The 17,488-nt window shown below is 67.3% G+C and carries 13 protein-coding genes; 7 read left to right on the top strand and 6 right to left on the bottom strand.

Translation table 11 applies throughout. The features are described from left to right. Positions 1 to 76: 76 nt before the first annotated feature. From HTY53_RS03380 to HTY53_RS03400, 5 genes are all read right to left on the bottom strand, one after another. The gene (locus HTY53_RS03380) at positions 77 to 2,158 is read right to left on the bottom strand and encodes a 3-hydroxyacyl-CoA dehydrogenase NAD-binding domain-containing protein (protein WP_174105031.1); all 2,082 of its coding nucleotides are present in this window, start codon (positions 2,156 to 2,158) and stop codon (positions 77 to 79) included. A gap of 98 nt (positions 2,159 to 2,256) precedes the next feature. Then, positions 2,257 to 4,014, bottom strand: coding sequence for a long-chain-fatty-acid--CoA ligase (locus HTY53_RS03385; RefSeq protein WP_174105032.1), 1,758 nt, complete (start codon positions 4,012 to 4,014; stop codon positions 2,257 to 2,259). A gap of 124 nt (positions 4,015 to 4,138) precedes the next feature. Further along, positions 4,139 to 5,509 carry an MFS transporter gene (locus tag HTY53_RS03390; RefSeq protein WP_254599771.1) on the bottom strand — a complete coding sequence of 457 codons (1,371 nt, stop codon included), beginning with the start codon at positions 5,507 to 5,509 and terminating at the stop codon, positions 4,139 to 4,141. After that, complete coding sequence (locus HTY53_RS03395) at positions 5,506 to 6,195, bottom strand: alpha/beta fold hydrolase (RefSeq protein ID WP_174105033.1); 690 nt, start codon at positions 6,193 to 6,195, stop codon at positions 5,506 to 5,508. Before HTY53_RS03395 ends, HTY53_RS03390 begins: the two co-directional genes overlap by 4 nt. A 2-nt stretch (positions 6,196 to 6,197) precedes the next feature. After that, on the bottom strand, positions 6,198 to 7,133 hold the full coding sequence (locus HTY53_RS03400; protein WP_174105034.1) for an alpha/beta fold hydrolase: 936 nt from the start codon (positions 7,131 to 7,133) through the stop codon (positions 6,198 to 6,200). 314 nt (positions 7,134 to 7,447) lie between these two features. On the opposite strand from HTY53_RS03400, the gene HTY53_RS03405 reads away from it, so the two are divergent. From HTY53_RS03405 to HTY53_RS03435, 7 genes are all read left to right on the top strand, one after another. Continuing rightward, the gene (locus HTY53_RS03405) at positions 7,448 to 8,632 is read left to right on the top strand and encodes an acyl-CoA dehydrogenase family protein (protein ID WP_174105035.1); all 1,185 of its coding nucleotides are present in this window, start codon (positions 7,448 to 7,450) and stop codon (positions 8,630 to 8,632) included. Positions 8,633 to 8,705: 73 nt separating this feature from the next. Continuing rightward, entirely contained in the window at positions 8,706 to 9,860 is a 1,155-nt protein-coding gene (locus HTY53_RS03410; protein WP_174105036.1) for an acyl-CoA dehydrogenase family protein, read from the top strand. 303 nt (positions 9,861 to 10,163) lie between these two features. Beyond that, positions 10,164 to 11,120 carry an ABC transporter permease gene (locus tag HTY53_RS03415; protein WP_174105037.1) on the top strand — a complete coding sequence of 319 codons (957 nt, stop codon included), beginning with the start codon at positions 10,164 to 10,166 and terminating at the stop codon, positions 11,118 to 11,120. Next, the gene (locus HTY53_RS03420) at positions 11,120 to 12,094 is read left to right on the top strand and encodes an ABC transporter permease (RefSeq protein ID WP_254599772.1); all 975 of its coding nucleotides are present in this window, start codon (positions 11,120 to 11,122) and stop codon (positions 12,092 to 12,094) included. The genes HTY53_RS03415 and HTY53_RS03420 overlap by 1 nt, the downstream gene beginning before the upstream one ends. Before the next feature lie 107 nt (positions 12,095 to 12,201). Beyond that, positions 12,202 to 13,920: an ABC transporter substrate-binding protein gene (locus HTY53_RS03425; RefSeq protein ID WP_174105038.1), complete on the top strand. Its 1,719-nt coding sequence runs from the start codon at positions 12,202 to 12,204 to the stop codon at positions 13,918 to 13,920. Positions 13,921 to 13,995: 75 nt separating this feature from the next. Then, positions 13,996 to 14,988 (top strand): ABC transporter ATP-binding protein, encoded by a 993-nt coding sequence (locus tag HTY53_RS03430; RefSeq protein ID WP_174105039.1) that lies wholly within the window; start codon positions 13,996 to 13,998, stop codon positions 14,986 to 14,988. Between the two features lie 59 nt (positions 14,989 to 15,047). Further along, positions 15,048 to 16,070, top strand: coding sequence for an ABC transporter ATP-binding protein (locus HTY53_RS03435; protein WP_174105084.1), 1,023 nt, complete (start codon positions 15,048 to 15,050; stop codon positions 16,068 to 16,070). Positions 16,071 to 16,142: 72 nt separating this feature from the next. On the opposite strand, the gene HTY53_RS03440 is transcribed toward HTY53_RS03435, so the two are convergent. Beyond that, the gene (locus tag HTY53_RS03440; protein WP_174105040.1) at positions 16,143 to 17,381 is read right to left on the bottom strand and encodes a TetR/AcrR family transcriptional regulator; all 1,239 of its coding nucleotides are present in this window, start codon (positions 17,379 to 17,381) and stop codon (positions 16,143 to 16,145) included. Positions 17,382 to 17,488: the final 107 nt, after the last annotated feature.

Below are 17,488 nucleotides of genomic sequence, written 5' to 3' on the forward strand. Positions count from 1 at the left end.
AGGCGGGGACTCAGCGGCTTTCCGGACTTCGCAAGACGCTGCCCTCCCTGCTTTCGTGGAGACGGGTACCGCCGCCCTACTTCAGGTCCCCGAACTTGCGCCCCTGCGCCACCAGGTCCTCGAGCAGCTTGGCCGGCTTGAAGTCCGCGCCGAAGCTTTCCTCGTAGCGCCGCAGCGTCTCCAGCACTTTGTCCAGTCCGATGGTGTCCGCGTAGAACATCGGACCGCCGCAGTAGACCGGCCAGCCATAGCCATTGACCCAGATCACATCGATATCGGAGGCGCGAATCGCCTTGCCTTCCTCCAGGATTTTGGCGCCCTCGTTGATCATCGGATAGATGCAGCGCTCCAGGATCTCCTGCTCGGAGACGACCCGGCTGGTTCTGCCCTGCTTCGCCGCGAAATCGCGGATCACCTGTTCGACCACCGGCGACGGCCTGGCGTTGCGCTTCTCGTCATAGTCGTAGTACCCCGCGCCGGTCTTCTGGCCGCGCCGGTCCATTTCGCAGAGGATTTCGCGCAGCGTCGAGCTGCTCGACTTTTCCCTGACCCAGCCGAGATCCAGACCGGCCAGATCGCTCATCGCGAACGGCCCCATCGGGAAGCCGAAGTCGTACAGCACGCGATCGACGTCCCACGGCAGCGCCCCTTCCAGCACCAGCTTCTGGGCCTCGCGCTGGCGCTGCGCCAGCATCCGGTTGCCGACGAAGCCCGGGCAGACGCCCACCAGCGCGGCGATCTTGCCGATCTTGCGGGCCAGTTCCATCGAGGTGCGAATCACCGGCTTGGCGGTCTTCGCCCCGCGCACGACCTCCAGCAGCTTCATCACATTGGCCGGCGAGAAGAAATGCAGGCCGATGACGGCCTCCGGCCGCGACGTGGCGGCGGCGATCTCGTCGACGTCCAGCGCCGACGTATTGGTCGCGAGGATCGCGCCGGGCTTGGCGATGCGGTCGAGCCGGCCGAACACGTCCTTCTTGACGTCCATGTTCTCGAACACGGCCTCGATCACCAGATCGGCGTCGGCCAGCTGCTCCATGTCCAGCGTCGGCGTCAGCAGCGCCATGCGGCGCTCGATGTCGGTGGCGGTGATGCGGCCCTTCTTGGCCGTGTTCTCATAGTTGGTCCGGATCGTGCGCACGCCGCGGTCCAGCGCCTGCTGGGAGGTCTCGACGATGGTGACCGGATAGCCGGCGTTCAGAAAGTTCATCGCGATGCCGCCGCCCATGGTGCCGGCCCCGATGATGCCGACCTGCCTGACCGGCAGCAGCGGCGTATCGGCGCCGATATCGGGCAACTGCCAGACCTGGCGCGAAGCGAAGAAGTAGTAGCGCTGCGCCGCCGACTGCGTGCCGTTCAGCAGCTCGACGAACATCGCGCGCTCGCGCTTGAGCCCTTCGTCGAACGGCAGCTCGACCGCCGCCTCGATGCAGCGGATGTTGTATTCGGGCGCATCGAAGCCGCGGAAGCGGCGCGCATTGGCGCGGCGGAACTCGGCGAAGATCTCCGGCTTGCCGCGCGCGGGCGCGATCTTGTCGTCGAGATCGCGGACCTTGCGCAGCGGTTGGCCTTCGGCCACCACCTGCCGGGCGAACGCAATCGCATCGGCGCGCAGGCTGGCGTCATCCGTCAGCAGGTCGACCAGGCCCATCTCGGCCGCGGCCGGCGCCGGCACGTGGGTGCCCGAGGTCACCATCTCCAGCGCCTTCTCCACGCCGACGATGCGCGGCAGCCGCTGGGTGCCGCCCGCACCGGGCAGCAGGCCGAGATTGACCTCCGGCAGGCCGCATTTGGCGGAGCGTGCCGCGACACGATAGTGGCAGACCAGCGCCACTTCCAGCCCGCCGCCGAGCGCGGTGCCGTGGATGGCCGCAATCACCGGCTTGGGCGCGTTCTCGATGGCCGCTTGCACCTCGGGCAGCGAGGGGCCGGTCGGCGGCTTGCCGAACTCGGTGATATCGGCGCCCGCGATAAATGTCTTGCCGGCGCAGATCAGCACGATGGCCTTGACCGCGTCGTCGGCGACGGCCTGCTGGACGCCCGCCAGGATGCCGGCGCGGACATTGGCCGACAGCGCGTTGACCGGCGGCGAGTCGATCGTCAGCACGGCGATGCCGGCGTCCATGGTGAGGTCGGTGACCGGGTTGATGGTCGTCATCGAGATGTCTCCATTGGAATCGGAAATTGAAATCGGTATTGAGATCGGGATCGAATCGGGATCGGGCGCGGATCAACGTCACGCGCCCCGCGCTCAACTCAGCCCGCACGATCGCTGACATCCCGCGCGATCGCCAGAAAGCGATCCAGCTCGTCGCGGATGCGCTTCTTGTTGTATTTGCCGACGCTGGTCTTCGGAATATCGCGCGTGATCGCCACCAGCCTGGGCAGCATCCATTTGGTGATGCGGCCGGTGTCGACGCCGTGGGTCTTCAGGAAGTCGATCACCGCATATTCGTCCGCCTCGAAGCCGGTGCGCACGCTGACCAGCGCCATCGGCCGCTCGCCCCAGACCGGATCGGGCACGCCGACCACGGTGGCCTCCTGCACGAAATCGGCCATCGCAATCAGGTTCTCCAGCAGCACCGTCGGCACCATCTCGGCGCCGCTGCGAATCACGTCCTTGATGCGGTCGGCGATCGTGATATAGCCGTGCGCATCGACCTTGGCCAGATCGCCCGTATGCAGCCAGCCGCCGCGCCACAGTTCGGCGCTTTTTTCGGGGTCGCGGAAGTAGCGCTCGGTGGTCCACGGTGCGCGCACGACGATTTCGCCGACGGTCTGGTCGTCTTTCGGCACCGGCCGGCCTTCATCGTCGACCACCTCGACATCGACGCCGAGGATCGGCAAGCCGGCCTTGACCAGCAGCGCATCGGTCTGCTCGCGGTCCAGGTCGACCAGGTCCTTCTTGATGAAGGACGTGACGATGGTCGGCGCGGTTTCCGTCATGCCATAGCCCGAGCTCATCCGGAACGACGGGATCAGCGCTTCGAGCTTCTTCTTCAGGCCCAGCGGCAGCGCGCCGCCGCCGACGTTGACGCGCACCAGGCTGCTGAGGTCGTATTTGTGCAGGTCCGGGTATTCCAGCAGCATCGCCGCGATGGTGGCGACGATGCCGACCGAGGTCACCTTCTCGCGCTCGACCAGTTCGCAGAAACCCTGCACGGTGAAGGTGCCGTGCAGCACGATCTTCTGCGCGCTGTAGACCGCGATGAAAGGCGCGCCCCAGGCGTGGATGTGGTACATCGGCGTATTGAGCAGCGGCACCGCCGATTCGCCGAGCCGCACGCCGAGACCGTCCTCGATATCGATCGACGGCGTGTTGGCGATGGCGATCTGCGCCATCACGTGCACCGTCATCAGATAGAGCTGACGGTGCGTGAAGGTCGCGCCCTTGGGCTGGCCGGTGGTGCCGGTGGTGTAGCACAGCGTCGCGTTGACGTCCTCATGCAGGGCCGGCCAGTCGAACTGCTCGGGCTGCCGCGCCAGCAGATCCTCGTAGTGGATCAGGTTGGCGATGCGTGTCTCGGGCAGGCCGGGCTTGTCCGACAGGTAGACGAAGCGCTGCACCACGTCCTTGATATGGTCGTAGATCCCCTCGACCAGCGGCAGCAGCGTGTCGTCGAAGAACAGCACCCGGTCCTGCGCGTGGCGGATCGTGTAGACGATGTGCTCCGGCGACAGGCGGACGTTGACCGGATGCAGCGTCGCGCCGACGCCGGGCACGCCGAAGTACAGCTCCAGATGGCGGTGCGTGTTCAGCGCCATGGTGGCAATGCGGTCGCCCGGTTCCCCTGGCGTTCCGGCCACGACATTGAATTCGGACGACAGCGCGTTGGCCAGCTGGCATACGCGCCGATGCCACTGGTCCCAGGTAAAGCGGAAATACTCGCCGCTGAGGTGATTGCGGTAGACGACGCCGATCTGATCGGGATACATCCGCACCGGCCGCCGCATGATGGTGGTCAACAGCAGCGGATAGTGGGTGCTGAACTCGGGATAGGTTCTCGCTTCCATCTCGTCTCCTGGTGATTGTTGTGCGGTCTGTGACCGACGGACGCTCACTTCGCGGCGTCTTTCTCTCTCTCAGGTTCTCTCCCCTCTCCCGCTGGCGGGAGAGGGGAGAGAACCGCGGCGGGTGTCAGGGCGTCATCGGGTCCCCACCGGCACGATTGGGCTCTACGGCAAACCGCCGTCGCGGGTCCTTCATCGCCAGCGCCATCGCAAACGCCAGACACTTGACCGCGATGGCCAGCGCGAACACCAGCCAGAAGCGCACGCCCTGCGCCAGCATGCCGCCCAGCACCGGGCCGATCGCCATCATCGCGTAGGTGCCGGTACCCGCGACGGCCAGCAGCATCGGCCGGTCCTTGCGTGCGCCGAATTCCATCACCAGGTTGTCCGCCGAGATGAAAAAGCCGCCGAAGCCCGCGCCCAGTCCGCAGAAGGCCAGCACGAACCAGCCCAGCGAGCCGCAGCACAGCAGCAGCGCGGTGGCGGCGATCCATAGCGCGATGCTCGCGAGAAACACCAGCCGGTAGCCGTGGCGGTCGGCGAGCCGGCCCCACAGCAGGTTGCTGGCCGTCTGCGCCAGCAGATAGGCCAGGCTCAGATAACCGAGCGTCGCGCCGGACAGGTGGATATGCTGGCCGGCATAGATCGCATAGAACGGCATCGCCATCATGCCGAGCGCCACCAGCGCGCGGGCGACGAAGAAGCGGACGAAATCGGGCTGCGTCCGCAGCAACGCGGGCAATTCGCCAATGCGCCGGCGAAAGCCGACCGGCAGCCGCACATCCTGCGAGGCGGGCTCGCGCATGCCGGCCAGCGCCGAGATGCCGAGGCTGGTCAGCACGAAGGCGGCCAGGAAGGTCGCGGCGTAGCCGTTTCCCAGCACGTCGTTGCCAACCAGATAGCGGCCGCCGAGCCATGCCACCGCCGCCGCGGTCAGGCCGCCGAAGAAGTTGCGCAGTGCGCTGAGCCCGCCGCGGCGATGCAGCGGAATGATCTTCGAGGTCAGGTATTGAAAGGCGACGTTCTGCACGCCGTTGAGCAGCCCGAACAGCAGCAGGAAGACGGCCGCGGCCGTCAGCGCCGCCGCGCCCGACAGCCACAGCGCCGACAGCGCGAGCCCCAGCACCTGCAGCCGTACCAGCCAGCCGACGCGGTACAGCATCGGCATCACCTGTTGCCGATGCTCGATCAGCGTCGCGCCCCACAGCGACGACGCGGCCATGCCGGCGTACTGCGCCGACAGCACCAGACCGACGGTCAGCTTCGAGCCGGACAGCAGGTAGAGATAGGCCGGCACGAAGGTCGGCGCGGTGACCAGCCGGAAACCCGTCATGCCGAGCATGCCGTGGGCCAGGAAGGCCATCGCATTGCGGCGAAAGTGCCGCGACACATGGTCCCGATAGCCGCGCTCGGCATCGTCGTCCGCATCGCGAGCAAGACCGCCGGCACCGGCCGCGGCGGCGTCGGGTCTGCGCGCAGACGGCAGCGCTGGGCTCATGTCCGCTCCGGCTGCGTATGCACACCGGTCGGCACGGCTGCGGCGTACTGCTGCAACGCGTGCTCCAGTGCGACCCGCTCCAGCGACAGCAGCTCCATCACCGCAGCGAGCCACGGCGGACGCTCGCAGGCACAGACCGAAATCGGCGTATCCAGATCAGAATGCTGCGAGGCCAGCATGGCGAAGCTCGACGCATAGCCGGGCGGACGGACGTCATTGGCGAGCTCCGCAATCGCGAAGGGGTCGGGCGGCGCCAGCTGGCTCAGGTCCGGCACGGGAATATAGGGACTGCGCGCGGTACTGCCGCCGCCGGCCAGGCCCGGGCCGTCACGGACGATGGCGCCACGCACCTCGTCGGGACGGGCCCCTGCCAGCAGCAGCGCGACATAGCCGCCGATGCCGCGGCCGGCGACCGTGCAGGGGCCCAGATGCGCCAGCGCGATGTCGGCATCGGCCATCAGGAATTCGCAGCTGTAGCCGCCGCCGCGCGGCAGATCGGACGCGCCGTGACCGGTGAAGTCCAACGCGCGGACCGGGCCGGGCCAGCTCGCGTATTCCGCCGGCAGCGTGGCCGGCGCGCGCTCGCCGAGCCCGTGCAGCAACAGCAGCGGATGACCGTCGCCATCCTTGAGCCGATGCAGCGCAAGCTGCAGTCGATGGTGGCGCAGATAGTGGGTCGAGGACATGGTCATGCGCCGAAGAACTGCAGAATGCGGCTCGCCGTTTCCTGCGGCCGTTCGATATGAATGAAGTGGCCGACGTCCTGCATGCGATGCACCTCGGTCGTTGTCGGGAAGAACGGCATCAGGTCGTCGGCGGTCGCATCCCAGCCCATCGGTTCCTTCTCGGAGCCGAAGATCGCCAGCATCGGAATCGGGAACCCGGGCAGCCTGTCGGTCATCCACCGCACACGCATCGGTCCGAAGCCGCCCACGCCGATCGCCGGATCCAGCTTCCAGCGCCAACCCTGAGCGTCGCGGCGCGCGCCGTGCGAGGCGATATAGCACAGCCATTCGTGGCTCAGGCGCGGATTCATCCGGGCCCGCCGGCTCGCCAGCTCTTCCAGCGTGCCGGGGCGACGCTCCAGTTCCGCGCTGCGTCGGCGAGCATCGAGCCAGCGCGCGATCACGGGGCCAGTCAGCGAAGATTTGCGCTCGCGCACCGCGCTGTCGGCATGCGGGCTGCGAAACGGCAGGCCGTCGATGGCGGCAAACCGTGTGAACCGGTGCGGCAGCGCCTGGATCGCCTGCACCAGCAGCGAGCCGCCCTTGCTGTGGCCGACCGCGAGCAACGGCTCCCGCGTGATCGAATCCGCCACGGCAAGCATGTCGCGCACGTCGGCGACCCAGTTGTAAAGATCCGCATGATCGGAATCGCCGTGTCCGCGATGGTCGTAGGAGATCACGCGATAACCGGCATCGGCCAACAGCGGCGCGAATCCATCGAAGGTACGAGCGAAATCCAGCGCCCCGTGGACCAGCAGTACGGGCGGCGCATCGGGCTCGCCCCATTCGTAGACGGCCAGCCGCAGGCCGCTGGCATCGACCCAGCGGCGGCGGTCGGGCGCACGGGCGCCGGGGAAGGTCCACACCGCTTCGTCCGTCGAGGGCTCGCTGGTCTGCATGTCTCCACCTTGGGCCGAGCTGGCGCGATCCTGTGCCGTCGGCCTGTTTCGTGATTTTGGTATGTTTGCGGCGATGCTAGCACAAGGCCGCCACTCCGCCATATTGCTCATTTTGCTGCGCCGCGTGCGGCATAGCCACTATGCGCAGTCTGCATGGCCACTGCCGTTTTCGTAAATGGCGTATTGACGATGGCCGACGCACGCTTGTATAACGGCCCTGCACGCCCTTGATCGCCGCATTCGGCATGACGCGGCGCACGGCTCAAGCAAAGACGACGGCCCGCAGAGGCCGCCCACCGCGACAGGAGACCACCGTGGAAGACCTGGAGACGTTCCGGCAGCAGACGCACGCCTGGCTGCAGGACAATTGCCCGCCCGAGATGCGGCAGCCGGTGCAGGACGACGAGGACATCTGCTGGGGCGGGCGCAAGTTCCGCTTCCGCTCCGACGCCCAGCGCCAATGGCTCGAACGGATGGCCGAACGCGGCTGGACCGCGCCCGAGTGGCCGCGCGAATACGGTGGCGGCGGCCTGAGCCGCGAGCAGGCCAAGATCCTGCGCGAGGAAATGCAGCGGCTCGGCTGCCGGGTGCCGCTGCAGAGCTTCGGCATCTCGATGCTCGGCCCGGCCTTGCTGAAGTACGGCACCGAGGCGCAAAAGCGCGAGCACCTGCCGAAGATCGCGCGCGGCGAGATCCGTTGGTGCCAGGGCTATTCGGAGCCGAACGCCGGCTCCGACCTGGCGGCGCTGCAGACCCGCGCCGAAGACCGCGGCGACCACTTCGTCGTCAACGGCCAGAAGATCTGGACCTCGTATGCCGACAAGGCCGACTGGATCTTCTGCCTGGTGCGCACCGATTTCTCCGCGCAGAAGCACACCGGCATCAGCTTCCTGCTGTTCGACATGGAAACGCCGGGCGTGACGACCCGCCCGATCGTGCTGATCTCAGGCAAGTCGCCGTTCTGCGAGACCTTCTTCGACGACGTCGTGGTGCCGCGCGACCAGCTGGTCGGCGAGCTCAACGGCGGCTGGGAGATTGCCAAGTATCTGCTGACCCATGAGCGGGACATGATCAGTGCGATCGGCAGCCGCGGCTTCCGGCAGCCGCTGGGACGCCACGCCGCCAAGGCGATCGGCACCGATGCGGCCGGCCGGCTCGACGAGCCGATGCTGCGCGCGCAACTGGCCCGCTTCGAGATCGACGAGGCCGCGTTCGGCTTCGCCGGCGAGCGGGTACGCGATCTGGCCAAACAGGGCGAAGGCATCGCCGCCTTCTCGTCGGTGCTGAAGTACTACGGCGCCGAGCTCAACAAGCGGCGCTACGAACTGCTGATGTCGATCGGCGGCAGCGATGCGCTCGAATGGGAAAGCGAGCGCAGCCATCAGGGCGCCACGGCCCGCGCGTGGCTGCGCACCAAGGCCAATTCGATCGAGGGCGGCACCAGCGAGGTCCAGCTGAACATCGTCGCCAAGCGCATTCTCGGCCTGCCCGGCGCCTGATCGCTCCTCCCTTCGACGTCGCCGGCATTGCACGAGCGCATGCACGGCGCCCACCCTCTTCGCGGACATCGACATGGCCATCGTATTGAACGACACCCAGGACATGCTGCGCGACAGCGCGCTGACCTTTCTGCGCGAGAATGCGCCGATCACCGCGCTGCGCGCGATGCGCGACAGCGGCGACCCGATCGGCTTCTCGCGCGAGCTGTGGCAACGGTTTGCCGATCTGGGCCTGGCCGGCGTGCTGGTGCCCGAAGCCTACGGTGGCAGCGGACTCGGCGTGGTCGAGGCCGGCGTCATCATGGAGGCGATCGGCCGCACGCTGGCGCCCTCGCCCTTTCTTTCGACTGCGGTGCTCGGCGCCTCGCTGCTGACGCACTACGGCAGCGAGGCGCAACGCGATGCGCTGTTGCCGGCGATCGCAGGCGGCAGGCACCTTACCGCGCTGGCGCTCGACGAAGCGGGCAAGCATCGGCCCTTCCGCCTGAATACGCGCGCCGCCCCGCATGCTGGCCGCTACCGGATCGACGGCGCCAAGCAGCTGGTCGTCGACGGCCACGTCGCCGATACGCTGATCGTCGCGGCGCGCATCGCTGATGCCAAGCCGGAACAGGCAGACGACACGCAAGGCATCACGCTGCTGCTGGTGCCGCGCACCGCGCCGGGCGTGCAGATCGAACGGGTGGTATTGGCCGACGCCACGCAGGCCGCGCGCATCGTCTTCGACGGCGTGCAGGTGTCGGCGGACGCGGTGCTGGGTCAGGTGGATGGCGGCGGCGCCATGCTGGAGCGCGCGCTCGACATCGGCCGCGCGGTGCTGTCCTCCGAGCTGCTCGGCATCGCTGACGAAGCCTTCGCCCGCACGCTGGCCTATCTGAAGGAGCGCCGTCAGTTCGGCAAGATCATCGGCGAATTCCAGGCCTTGCAGCACCGCGCCGCGCATCTGTTCACCGAGCTCGAGCTGACGCGCGCCATCGTGCTGCGCTGCCAGCAGCGACTCGACGAGTCCGCGGCGGACGGCCCCGAGCCGCTGGTGTCGGCCGCCAAGGCGAAGGCCGGCGAGACCGCGACGCTGGCCGTGCAGGAAGGCGTGCAGATGCACGGCGGCATCGGCATGACCGACGAGTTCGAGATCGGCTTCTTCATGAAACGCGCGCGCACGGCGCAGGAGTGGCTCGGCGACGCGAACTTCCACGCCGATCGCTGGGCGCGGCTGCGCGGCTACTGATGACGGACATGGGCCGCGCCGCGGCCCGCACCCCGGGAAATTCACTAGAACGCAGGGCGTCCTTCCGGGTTGTCATCGCTTAGAACGATGAGTATGCTGGGATCGCGACCGGTGCAAAGCCGGTCCCTGCATCGTTCCCGCACAAAAACTGCATTCCGCGTGCCGAAATACCGCCACAGGCAATGACCCGTAGGCGGAAACAGGAGACAGCATGGCCGGAGCATCAGCAGAAATCGTGTCGCCGGTATCCCCGCCGGCGTTGTCGTGCCCGCCAGCGGGCGCCACCTGTCGGGCGGGGCGGCCATGAGCGCCTACCTGATGCGCCGGCTGCTGGCGCTGCTTCCCACGCTGCTGTTCGCCAGCATGATCGTGTTCTCGATCGTGAGGCTGGTGCCGGGCGACGTGGTCGACCTGATGCTGAGCCAGAACGACATCAGTGCCGATGTGCGCAGCCGCGAGGAGCTGATGCAGCTGTTGGGCCTCGATCGGCCGATGTGGCAGCAATACCTGCACTGGATCGGCAATATCGTGCTGCACGGCGATCTGGGCGTGTCGCTGTGGCAGGGCGAGCCGGTGCTGAAGATGGTAATGGCGCGCATCCCGGTGACGCTGTCGCTGGGCGCGATTGCGCTGGTGGTGGCGTTGTCGGTGGCGCTGCCGATCGGCGTACTGGCGGCGATCCGGCAGGACAGCGCGGCGGACTACGTGGCGCGCTCGTTCTCGATCCTGATGCTGGCGGTGCCGAGCTTCTGGCTGGGCACGATGGTGATGGTGTTCCCGTCGGTCTGGTGGGGCTGGTCGCCCGAGGTTCGCTACGTGCCCTTCCGCGAGAACCCGCTGCAGCATCTGCAGCAGATGCTGGTGCCGGCAATCGTGCTCGGCATGGCGCTGTCGGCGATCACGATGCGGATGACCCGCACGATGATGCTCGAGGTGCTGCGCCAGGACTATATCCGCACCGCCTGGGCCAAGGGGCTGAACGAGCGGATGGTGATCCTGCGACATGCGCTGCGCAACGCGCTGATTCCGGTGGTGACGCTGGTCGGCCTGCAGGCGCCGCTGCTGATCGGCGGCGCGGTGATCATCGAGCAGATCTTCGCGCTGCCTGGCATGGGGCTGCTGCTGCTCGACGCGGTGCACCAACGCGACTATCCGGTGATCACCGGCGTCTTCCTGGTGGTCGGCGTGGCGGTGATGCTGATCAATCTGCTGGTCGACCTTAGCTACGGGTTGTTCGATCCGAAAGTGAGGCATCGCTGATGGCACGCTCCGCGACTCCCCTGACTCCTGTCGCGCCGGTGGCCGCCGACGCCGCCGCGGCGACCGCGGCGGCGTCAGCAGCAACGGCAACCCCGGCAACATCGGCATCCGCAGCGCCCCGCCGCTGGCCCGGCTTCGGCCTGCTGCGCCGCCTGTTCCGCGACAAGCCGCTCGGCGCCGCCGGCGCAGTGATTTGCGCAATCTTCCTGTTCTGCGGCGTCTTCGCCGACGTGCTGGCGCCCTACGGCGTCAACGAGATCAACATGCTGCATCGCCTGCAGCCGCCGTCGTGGGCGCATCCCTTCGGCACCGACAATCTCGGCCGCGACATGCTGTCGCGCTGCCTGTACGGCGCCCAGCTGTCTGTGGTGATCGGCCTGTCGGCCGCGACGCTCGCCACCGCAGTATCGGTGCTGCTGGGCATCCTGACCGGCTATCTCGGCGGCAAGTTCGATCTGGTGGTACAGCGCTTCGTCGATGCGTGGATGAGCTTTCCCGACCTGGTGATCCTGATCGTGGTGGTGTCGGTCCTCGGTCCGGGCAGCTGGCAGATCGTGGTGACGCTGGGCCTGCTGCTCGGCATCGGCGGCTCGCGCATCGTGCGCAGCGCGGTGGTGTCGGTGCGCGAGAACATGTACGTGCACGCGGCGCAGTCGATGGGCGCGTCGACGCCGCGCATCCTGTGGCGCCACATCCTGCCCAACGTGCTGCCGCCGGTGATCGTGCTGTTCACCACGCGCGTCGGCACCGCGATCCTCGCCGAGTCGGGACTGTCCTTCCTCGGCCTGGGCGTGCCGCCTCCCGCGCCGACCTGGGGCGGCATGCTGTCCGGCGATGGCCGCACCTTCATGTTCCAGGGCCCGTGGCTGGCGCTGGCGCCTGGTGCCTGCCTGACCGTGGTGGTCTACGCGATCAACGTCTACGGCGATGCGCTGCGCGACCTGCTCGATCCGCGCATGCGGGGCACGCGGTAGCGGCATCACCCGGCCATGTGGCGGGCGGCAGCACAGCCTCCGGTTGCGCGGAACCCGGCAGCACGGCACGGACCCATCCCATACAAGAACAGAGACAGGAGACAGCGATGATCGACAACGACAAGGCGGTCCGCCACGTGGCAAAACGGGGAGCGGCGATCGCAGCCGCTGTCGCGCTGATCCTGGCTGCCAGCAGCGCCATCGCCCAAGCCGAGGCGCCGAAGTACGGCGGCACGGTGGAGATCGGCTCGGTCTACCCGACCATCTCGGCGCTGTCGTGGGATCTGGCCGACTGGAACTGGAAGCAGAACTACGACACCGGCCAGGTCTACGAGCAGCTGTTCGTCGCCGACCTCAGCAAGGCCAGGCGCAACGGCGGCAAGTACGCCTTCCAGGCCGATGCCTGGCTGCCTGAGGATGCCATCCGCGGCGAGCTTGCCGAGTCCTGGAAGTGGATCGACCCGCTGACGCTTGAAATCAAGCTGCGCAAGGGGGTCAAGTTCCCGGCCAAGCCTGGCGTGATGGAGGAACGCGAGCTGATCGCGGAGGACGTGGTGTTCAGCTATGGCCGGCAGGAAGCCAGCGCCAAGAAGATCCCGACCTATTTCGATCACGTCAGCAAGGTCGAGGCGCGCGACAAGCACACCGTGCTGTTCCGCTTCAAGGAGTTCAACGCCGAGTGGGATTACCGCTTCGGCTGGGGCTACTACTCGGGGATCATGCCGAAGGAAGTCGCCACGGCAGGCGCCGCCAACTGGAAAAACGTCAACGGCACGGGCCCGTTCACGCTGACGCAGTTCGTGCAGGGCAACGCCAGCACCTACACGAAGAATCCGCAGTACTGGGACAGCGAGCGCATCGGCAACAAGGATTACAAGCTGCCCTTCGTCGACAAGGTGGTGCTGCGCACGATCAAGGACGAAGCCACGCGCAACACCATGCTGCGCACCGGCAAGATCGACGTCATGGAGGGCCTGCGCTGGACCGCCGTCGACGAACTCAAGCGCAGCGCGCCGCAGCTGCAGTGGTCGCGCTGGCTGTCGTACACCGGCCAGTATCTGGCGCTACGGGTCGATACCAAGCCGTTCAACGATATCCGGGTCCGGCGCGCGCTGAACTTGGCGGTCAACAAGCAGGAGATCGTCAAGCAGTACTACGGCGGCAATGCGGAGCTGTTCGCCTATCCGCAGCATCCCGACTACGGCGGTTACTACGAGCCTCTCAGCGCGATGCCGGACAACGTCAAGGAGCTGTTCACCTACAACCCCGACAAGGCGCGCAAGCTGCTGGCCGAGGCTGGCTATCCGAAGGGCTTTACCTTCAAGGTGCAGGTCTGCGCCTGCAGCCCGGACCATATGGAGCTGCTGCCGCTGATCGCCGCCTACCTCGAACAGGTGGGCGTGCGCATCCAGATCCAGCCGATGGAGTACGGCGCCTTCCTGTCGGCGATGACGACCAAGACCAATGCGCCCGGCTACATGATGAACAACGGCCATACCAATCCGACTACGACGATCCGCAAGAGCTTCGTCAGCGGCCAGGTGTGGAACGCCTCGCAGTGGAGCGATCCGAAGTTCGACAAGAAGGTCGAGGAGGCCTTCGCGCTGCGCGATGTCGGCAAGCGGCAGGAAGCGCTGCGCGCGCTGACCCGCGAAATTGTCGCGCAGGCGCCGTATATCTGGCTGCCGACGCAGTACGTCTATACGGCCTGGTGGCCATGGGTCAGGAACTACGGTGGCGAGCTGCGTGCCGGCGCGGTGCGGCCCGGGCCGATCTATGCGCGGCTGTGGATCGATCAGGAGATGAAGAAGAAGATGGGCTTCTGAGCCCCAGCCCCGCCGGACGCTCGCCGCATCTTTACCAGATGCCGGCGCCAAACCCCGCACCACCAGGAGCAAGCGATGACGCAGCCGATCCTGCAGGTCCGCAACCTGACCACGCGCTTTCGTACCGATCGCGGCGTGGTCACCGCGGTCGATCAGGTCTCGTTCGACGTGGCGCCCGGCGAAACGCTCGCCATCGTCGGGGAATCCGGCTCAGGCAAGAGCGTGACCGCACTGTCGATCCTCGGCCTGATCCCGCGGCCACCCGGTTCGATCGACGAAGGGGAGATCATCTTCGACGGCCAGGACCTGCTGAAGCTCGACGCCGACGCAATGCGCGCGATCCGCGGCAATCGCATCGCGATGATCTTCCAGGAACCGATGTCGTCGATGAATCCAGCGCTGACGATCGGCAAGCAGATCGCCGAGCCGATTCAGCTGCATCAGAAGCTGCCCTGGAAAACCGCGCTGGGCATGGCCGCCGACCTGCTCGGCCAGGTGCAGATCCCCGAGCCCGCCAGCCGCCTCAATGCCTATCCACACCAGTTCTCCGGCGGCATGCGGCAGCGCGCGATGATCGCGATGGCGCTGGCCTGCAAGCCGCAGCTGATCATCGCCGACGAGCCGACCACCGCGCTCGATGTCACGGTGCAGGCGCAGATTCTCGATCTGCTGAAGGATCTGGCGCAGCGGCTTGGCACCGCGCTGATCCTGATCACGCACGATCTTGGCGTCGTGGCGCGCTACGCCGATCGGGTCGCGGTGATGTACGGCGGGCGCCTGGTCGAGACGGCGTCGGCCGACGATCTTTACCGCGACCCGCGCCATCCCTACACCCGCGGGCTGATGGCCTGCGTGCCGCGGCTCGATGGCGACACCAGCCAGGCGCTGGTGCCGATCGACGGACAACCGCCGGACCTGACCGCGCTGGGCCCTGGCTGCGCCTTTCAGCCGCGCTGCGCGCTGGCCCAGCCGCAATGCCGGGTGACCCGCCCCGCGCTGCGAACGGCCGCCGACAGCCGTGGCGGCCCGATTCATCTGAATGCGTGCCTGCTGCAGGAGACGCCATGACAGCCACCGCTGCGCTCGAGATGCCATCCGCGAACCACACCGACTTGAACGGCAACGGCATGCCTTTGGCCGCGCCGACTCCGGCACCGCGCCAGCGCACCATCGGGCCCGAAATCCTGCGCGTCGAAGACCTGAAGGTGCATTTCCCCGTTACGCGCGGCGTCGTGTTCAAGCGCCAGGTCGGCTCCGTCAAGGCCGTCGACGGCGTGTCGTTCACGCTGCGCCAGGGCGAGACACTTGGCCTGGTTGGCGAAAGCGGCTGCGGCAAGTCGACCACCGGACTGGCAATCCTGAAGATGCTGGCCGCCAGCGGCGGGCGCATCGACTATGACGGTACCGATCTGGCGCGGATGACGCGCGCGCAGGAGAAGCATTTCCGCCGCAGCGTGCAGATGGTCTACCAGGATCCGTTCGGCTCGCTGAACCCGCGCATGAAGGTGCGCGACATCGTCGCCGAGCCGCTGGAGATCCATGGCATGGCCGGCGATCGTGCGGCCACGCGGGCGCGCGTGGGCGAGCTGCTGGAAATGGTCGGCCTGCTGCCGTACATGGCGGACCGCTATCCGCACGAGTTCTCCGGCGGGCAACGCCAGCGCATCGGCATCGCCCGTGCGCTGGCGCTCAAGCCGGGCGTGATCGTCTGCGACGAGCCGGTGTCGGCGCTGGACGTCTCGATCCAGGCGCAGGTCGTCAACGTCTTCATGGACCTGCAGCGGCGGCTCGGGCTGTCGTATCTGTTCATCGCGCACGACCTGGCGGTGGTGCGCCATATCAGCGATCGCATCGCGGTGATGTACCTGGGCCGCATCGTCGAGATCGCCGATCGGGACGCGCTCTATGCGCAGCCGCGCCATCCGTACACGCAGGCGCTGCTGTCGGCGGTGCCGGTGGCGAGCGTCGAGGCCGAACGGCAGCGCAAACGCATCGTGCTGCGCGGAGAGGTTCCGAGCCCGATGCATCCGCCGTCGGGCTGCCGCTTCCATACGCGCTGTCCGGTGGCGACGGAGCGTTGCAAGACGCAGGAGCCGGCGCTGCGCGACAGCGGCGACGGGCAGATGGTGGCGTGCCATCTTTACGACTAAGCGGTACGACTAAGCGGTACGACTCAGCGGTACGACTCAGCGGTACGCCTCGGCAGGTCGCATCGAACGCCGCTACGCCGGCGACAGGATCCCCATCAGCAACGGCCGCACAAACAGGTCGGCCGCGTTGTCGGCCGAGGCATCGCGCACCCAGCGCCGCAGCTCGACCGCGGCGTTGATCATGCCGTTGATCTGCAGCGCGGCGATCGACTGGTCCAGCGGCCGGATCGACCCATCCTGCATGCCCTGCACCAGGAACCGCACGAAGCGCGCCGACAGCCGGTTCATCGTCAGCATCTTCTCCTTGCGCATTTCCTCGGGCAAGGCGCCATAGATCGTCAGCCGCAGCAACGGTCCCTGGCTGGAGAACTGGTAGTGGACCAGCGCGCGCGTGACCGCGCACAGCTTGTCCCAGCCGGTGCCCGGACCGTTCTCGACCAGCGTCTGCGTGCTGCGTATCACGTCGAACATCCGATCGAAGCAGGCGCCGATCAGGTCGTCCTTGTTTTCGTTGTGGTGGTAGAACGAACCCTTGGTCAAATTGAGCCGGGCCGAGATGCGGTCGGCCGAGGCGCCGCGATAGCCCTGCTCGTTCAGCAACTCGGTGGCGGCGCGCAGGAAGGCCTGCTGCGTGGTTTCAGGCTGGCCAAGGCAAGGCAGCAGCGCGGCGGTATCGAACGTCGCCTGCCAGCGTGCCGAGCGCGCGCCGATGCCGTGCAGCAGCAGATCGATCACCGACTCGGCGACCTTGGGATAGTCCTCGGGCTCGTAGCGCTCGATCCAGACCATCGCGCCGGTCGCCAGCGACAGCAGCAGGTGAGCGCGCGCGCTCAGCACGCTGCGCTCGGCGGCATCGACGGGCGTGCGCTCGCGCAGCAGCTGGCGGATGCGGCGGAACATGTCGTTGTACGCGCTGAACGCAACCTCCGCGTGGCTGTCGGGCAGCGTGCGGATCTCGCGGAAGCTCATCAGTTCCGGGCGTTCGCCGGTGGCGGTCAACGCCAAGCGCGCGAAGAACAGGCGGATAAAGGCCGCCACGCGCTCGCCGGGCGTCGCCTCCCCGTTGGCACGCGCCGCGATGCCGACCATCTCGTCGATGGTCCGCAACAGGCAGGCGACCACGAGGTCTTCCTTCTTGCGGTAGTAGTAGGTGATGCTGTTGGTGCTCAGGCCGACGTCCTGCGCGACGTCCGACAGCGTGGTGCCGCGCACGCCCTTGCGATTGAAGCGCATCGCAGCCGCATCGAGAATGGTCTCGCGCTTCTCGACATAGCGGCGCGTCGGGCGGGCTTCGACAGGGTCCTTGAGCATGGAGGGGGCGTTGGGCGGTCGATCGGTCGGCGGATTATAGCGGGCGGGGTGGCGGCTCATGGCGGGATGCGAACCACCCCCTCTCCCCGGCCCTCTCCCCCTCAGGG

The organism is Cupriavidus gilardii (assembly GCF_013314895.1).
GTDB classification, from domain to species: Bacteria; Pseudomonadota; Gammaproteobacteria; order Burkholderiales; family Burkholderiaceae; genus Cupriavidus; species Cupriavidus gilardii_C.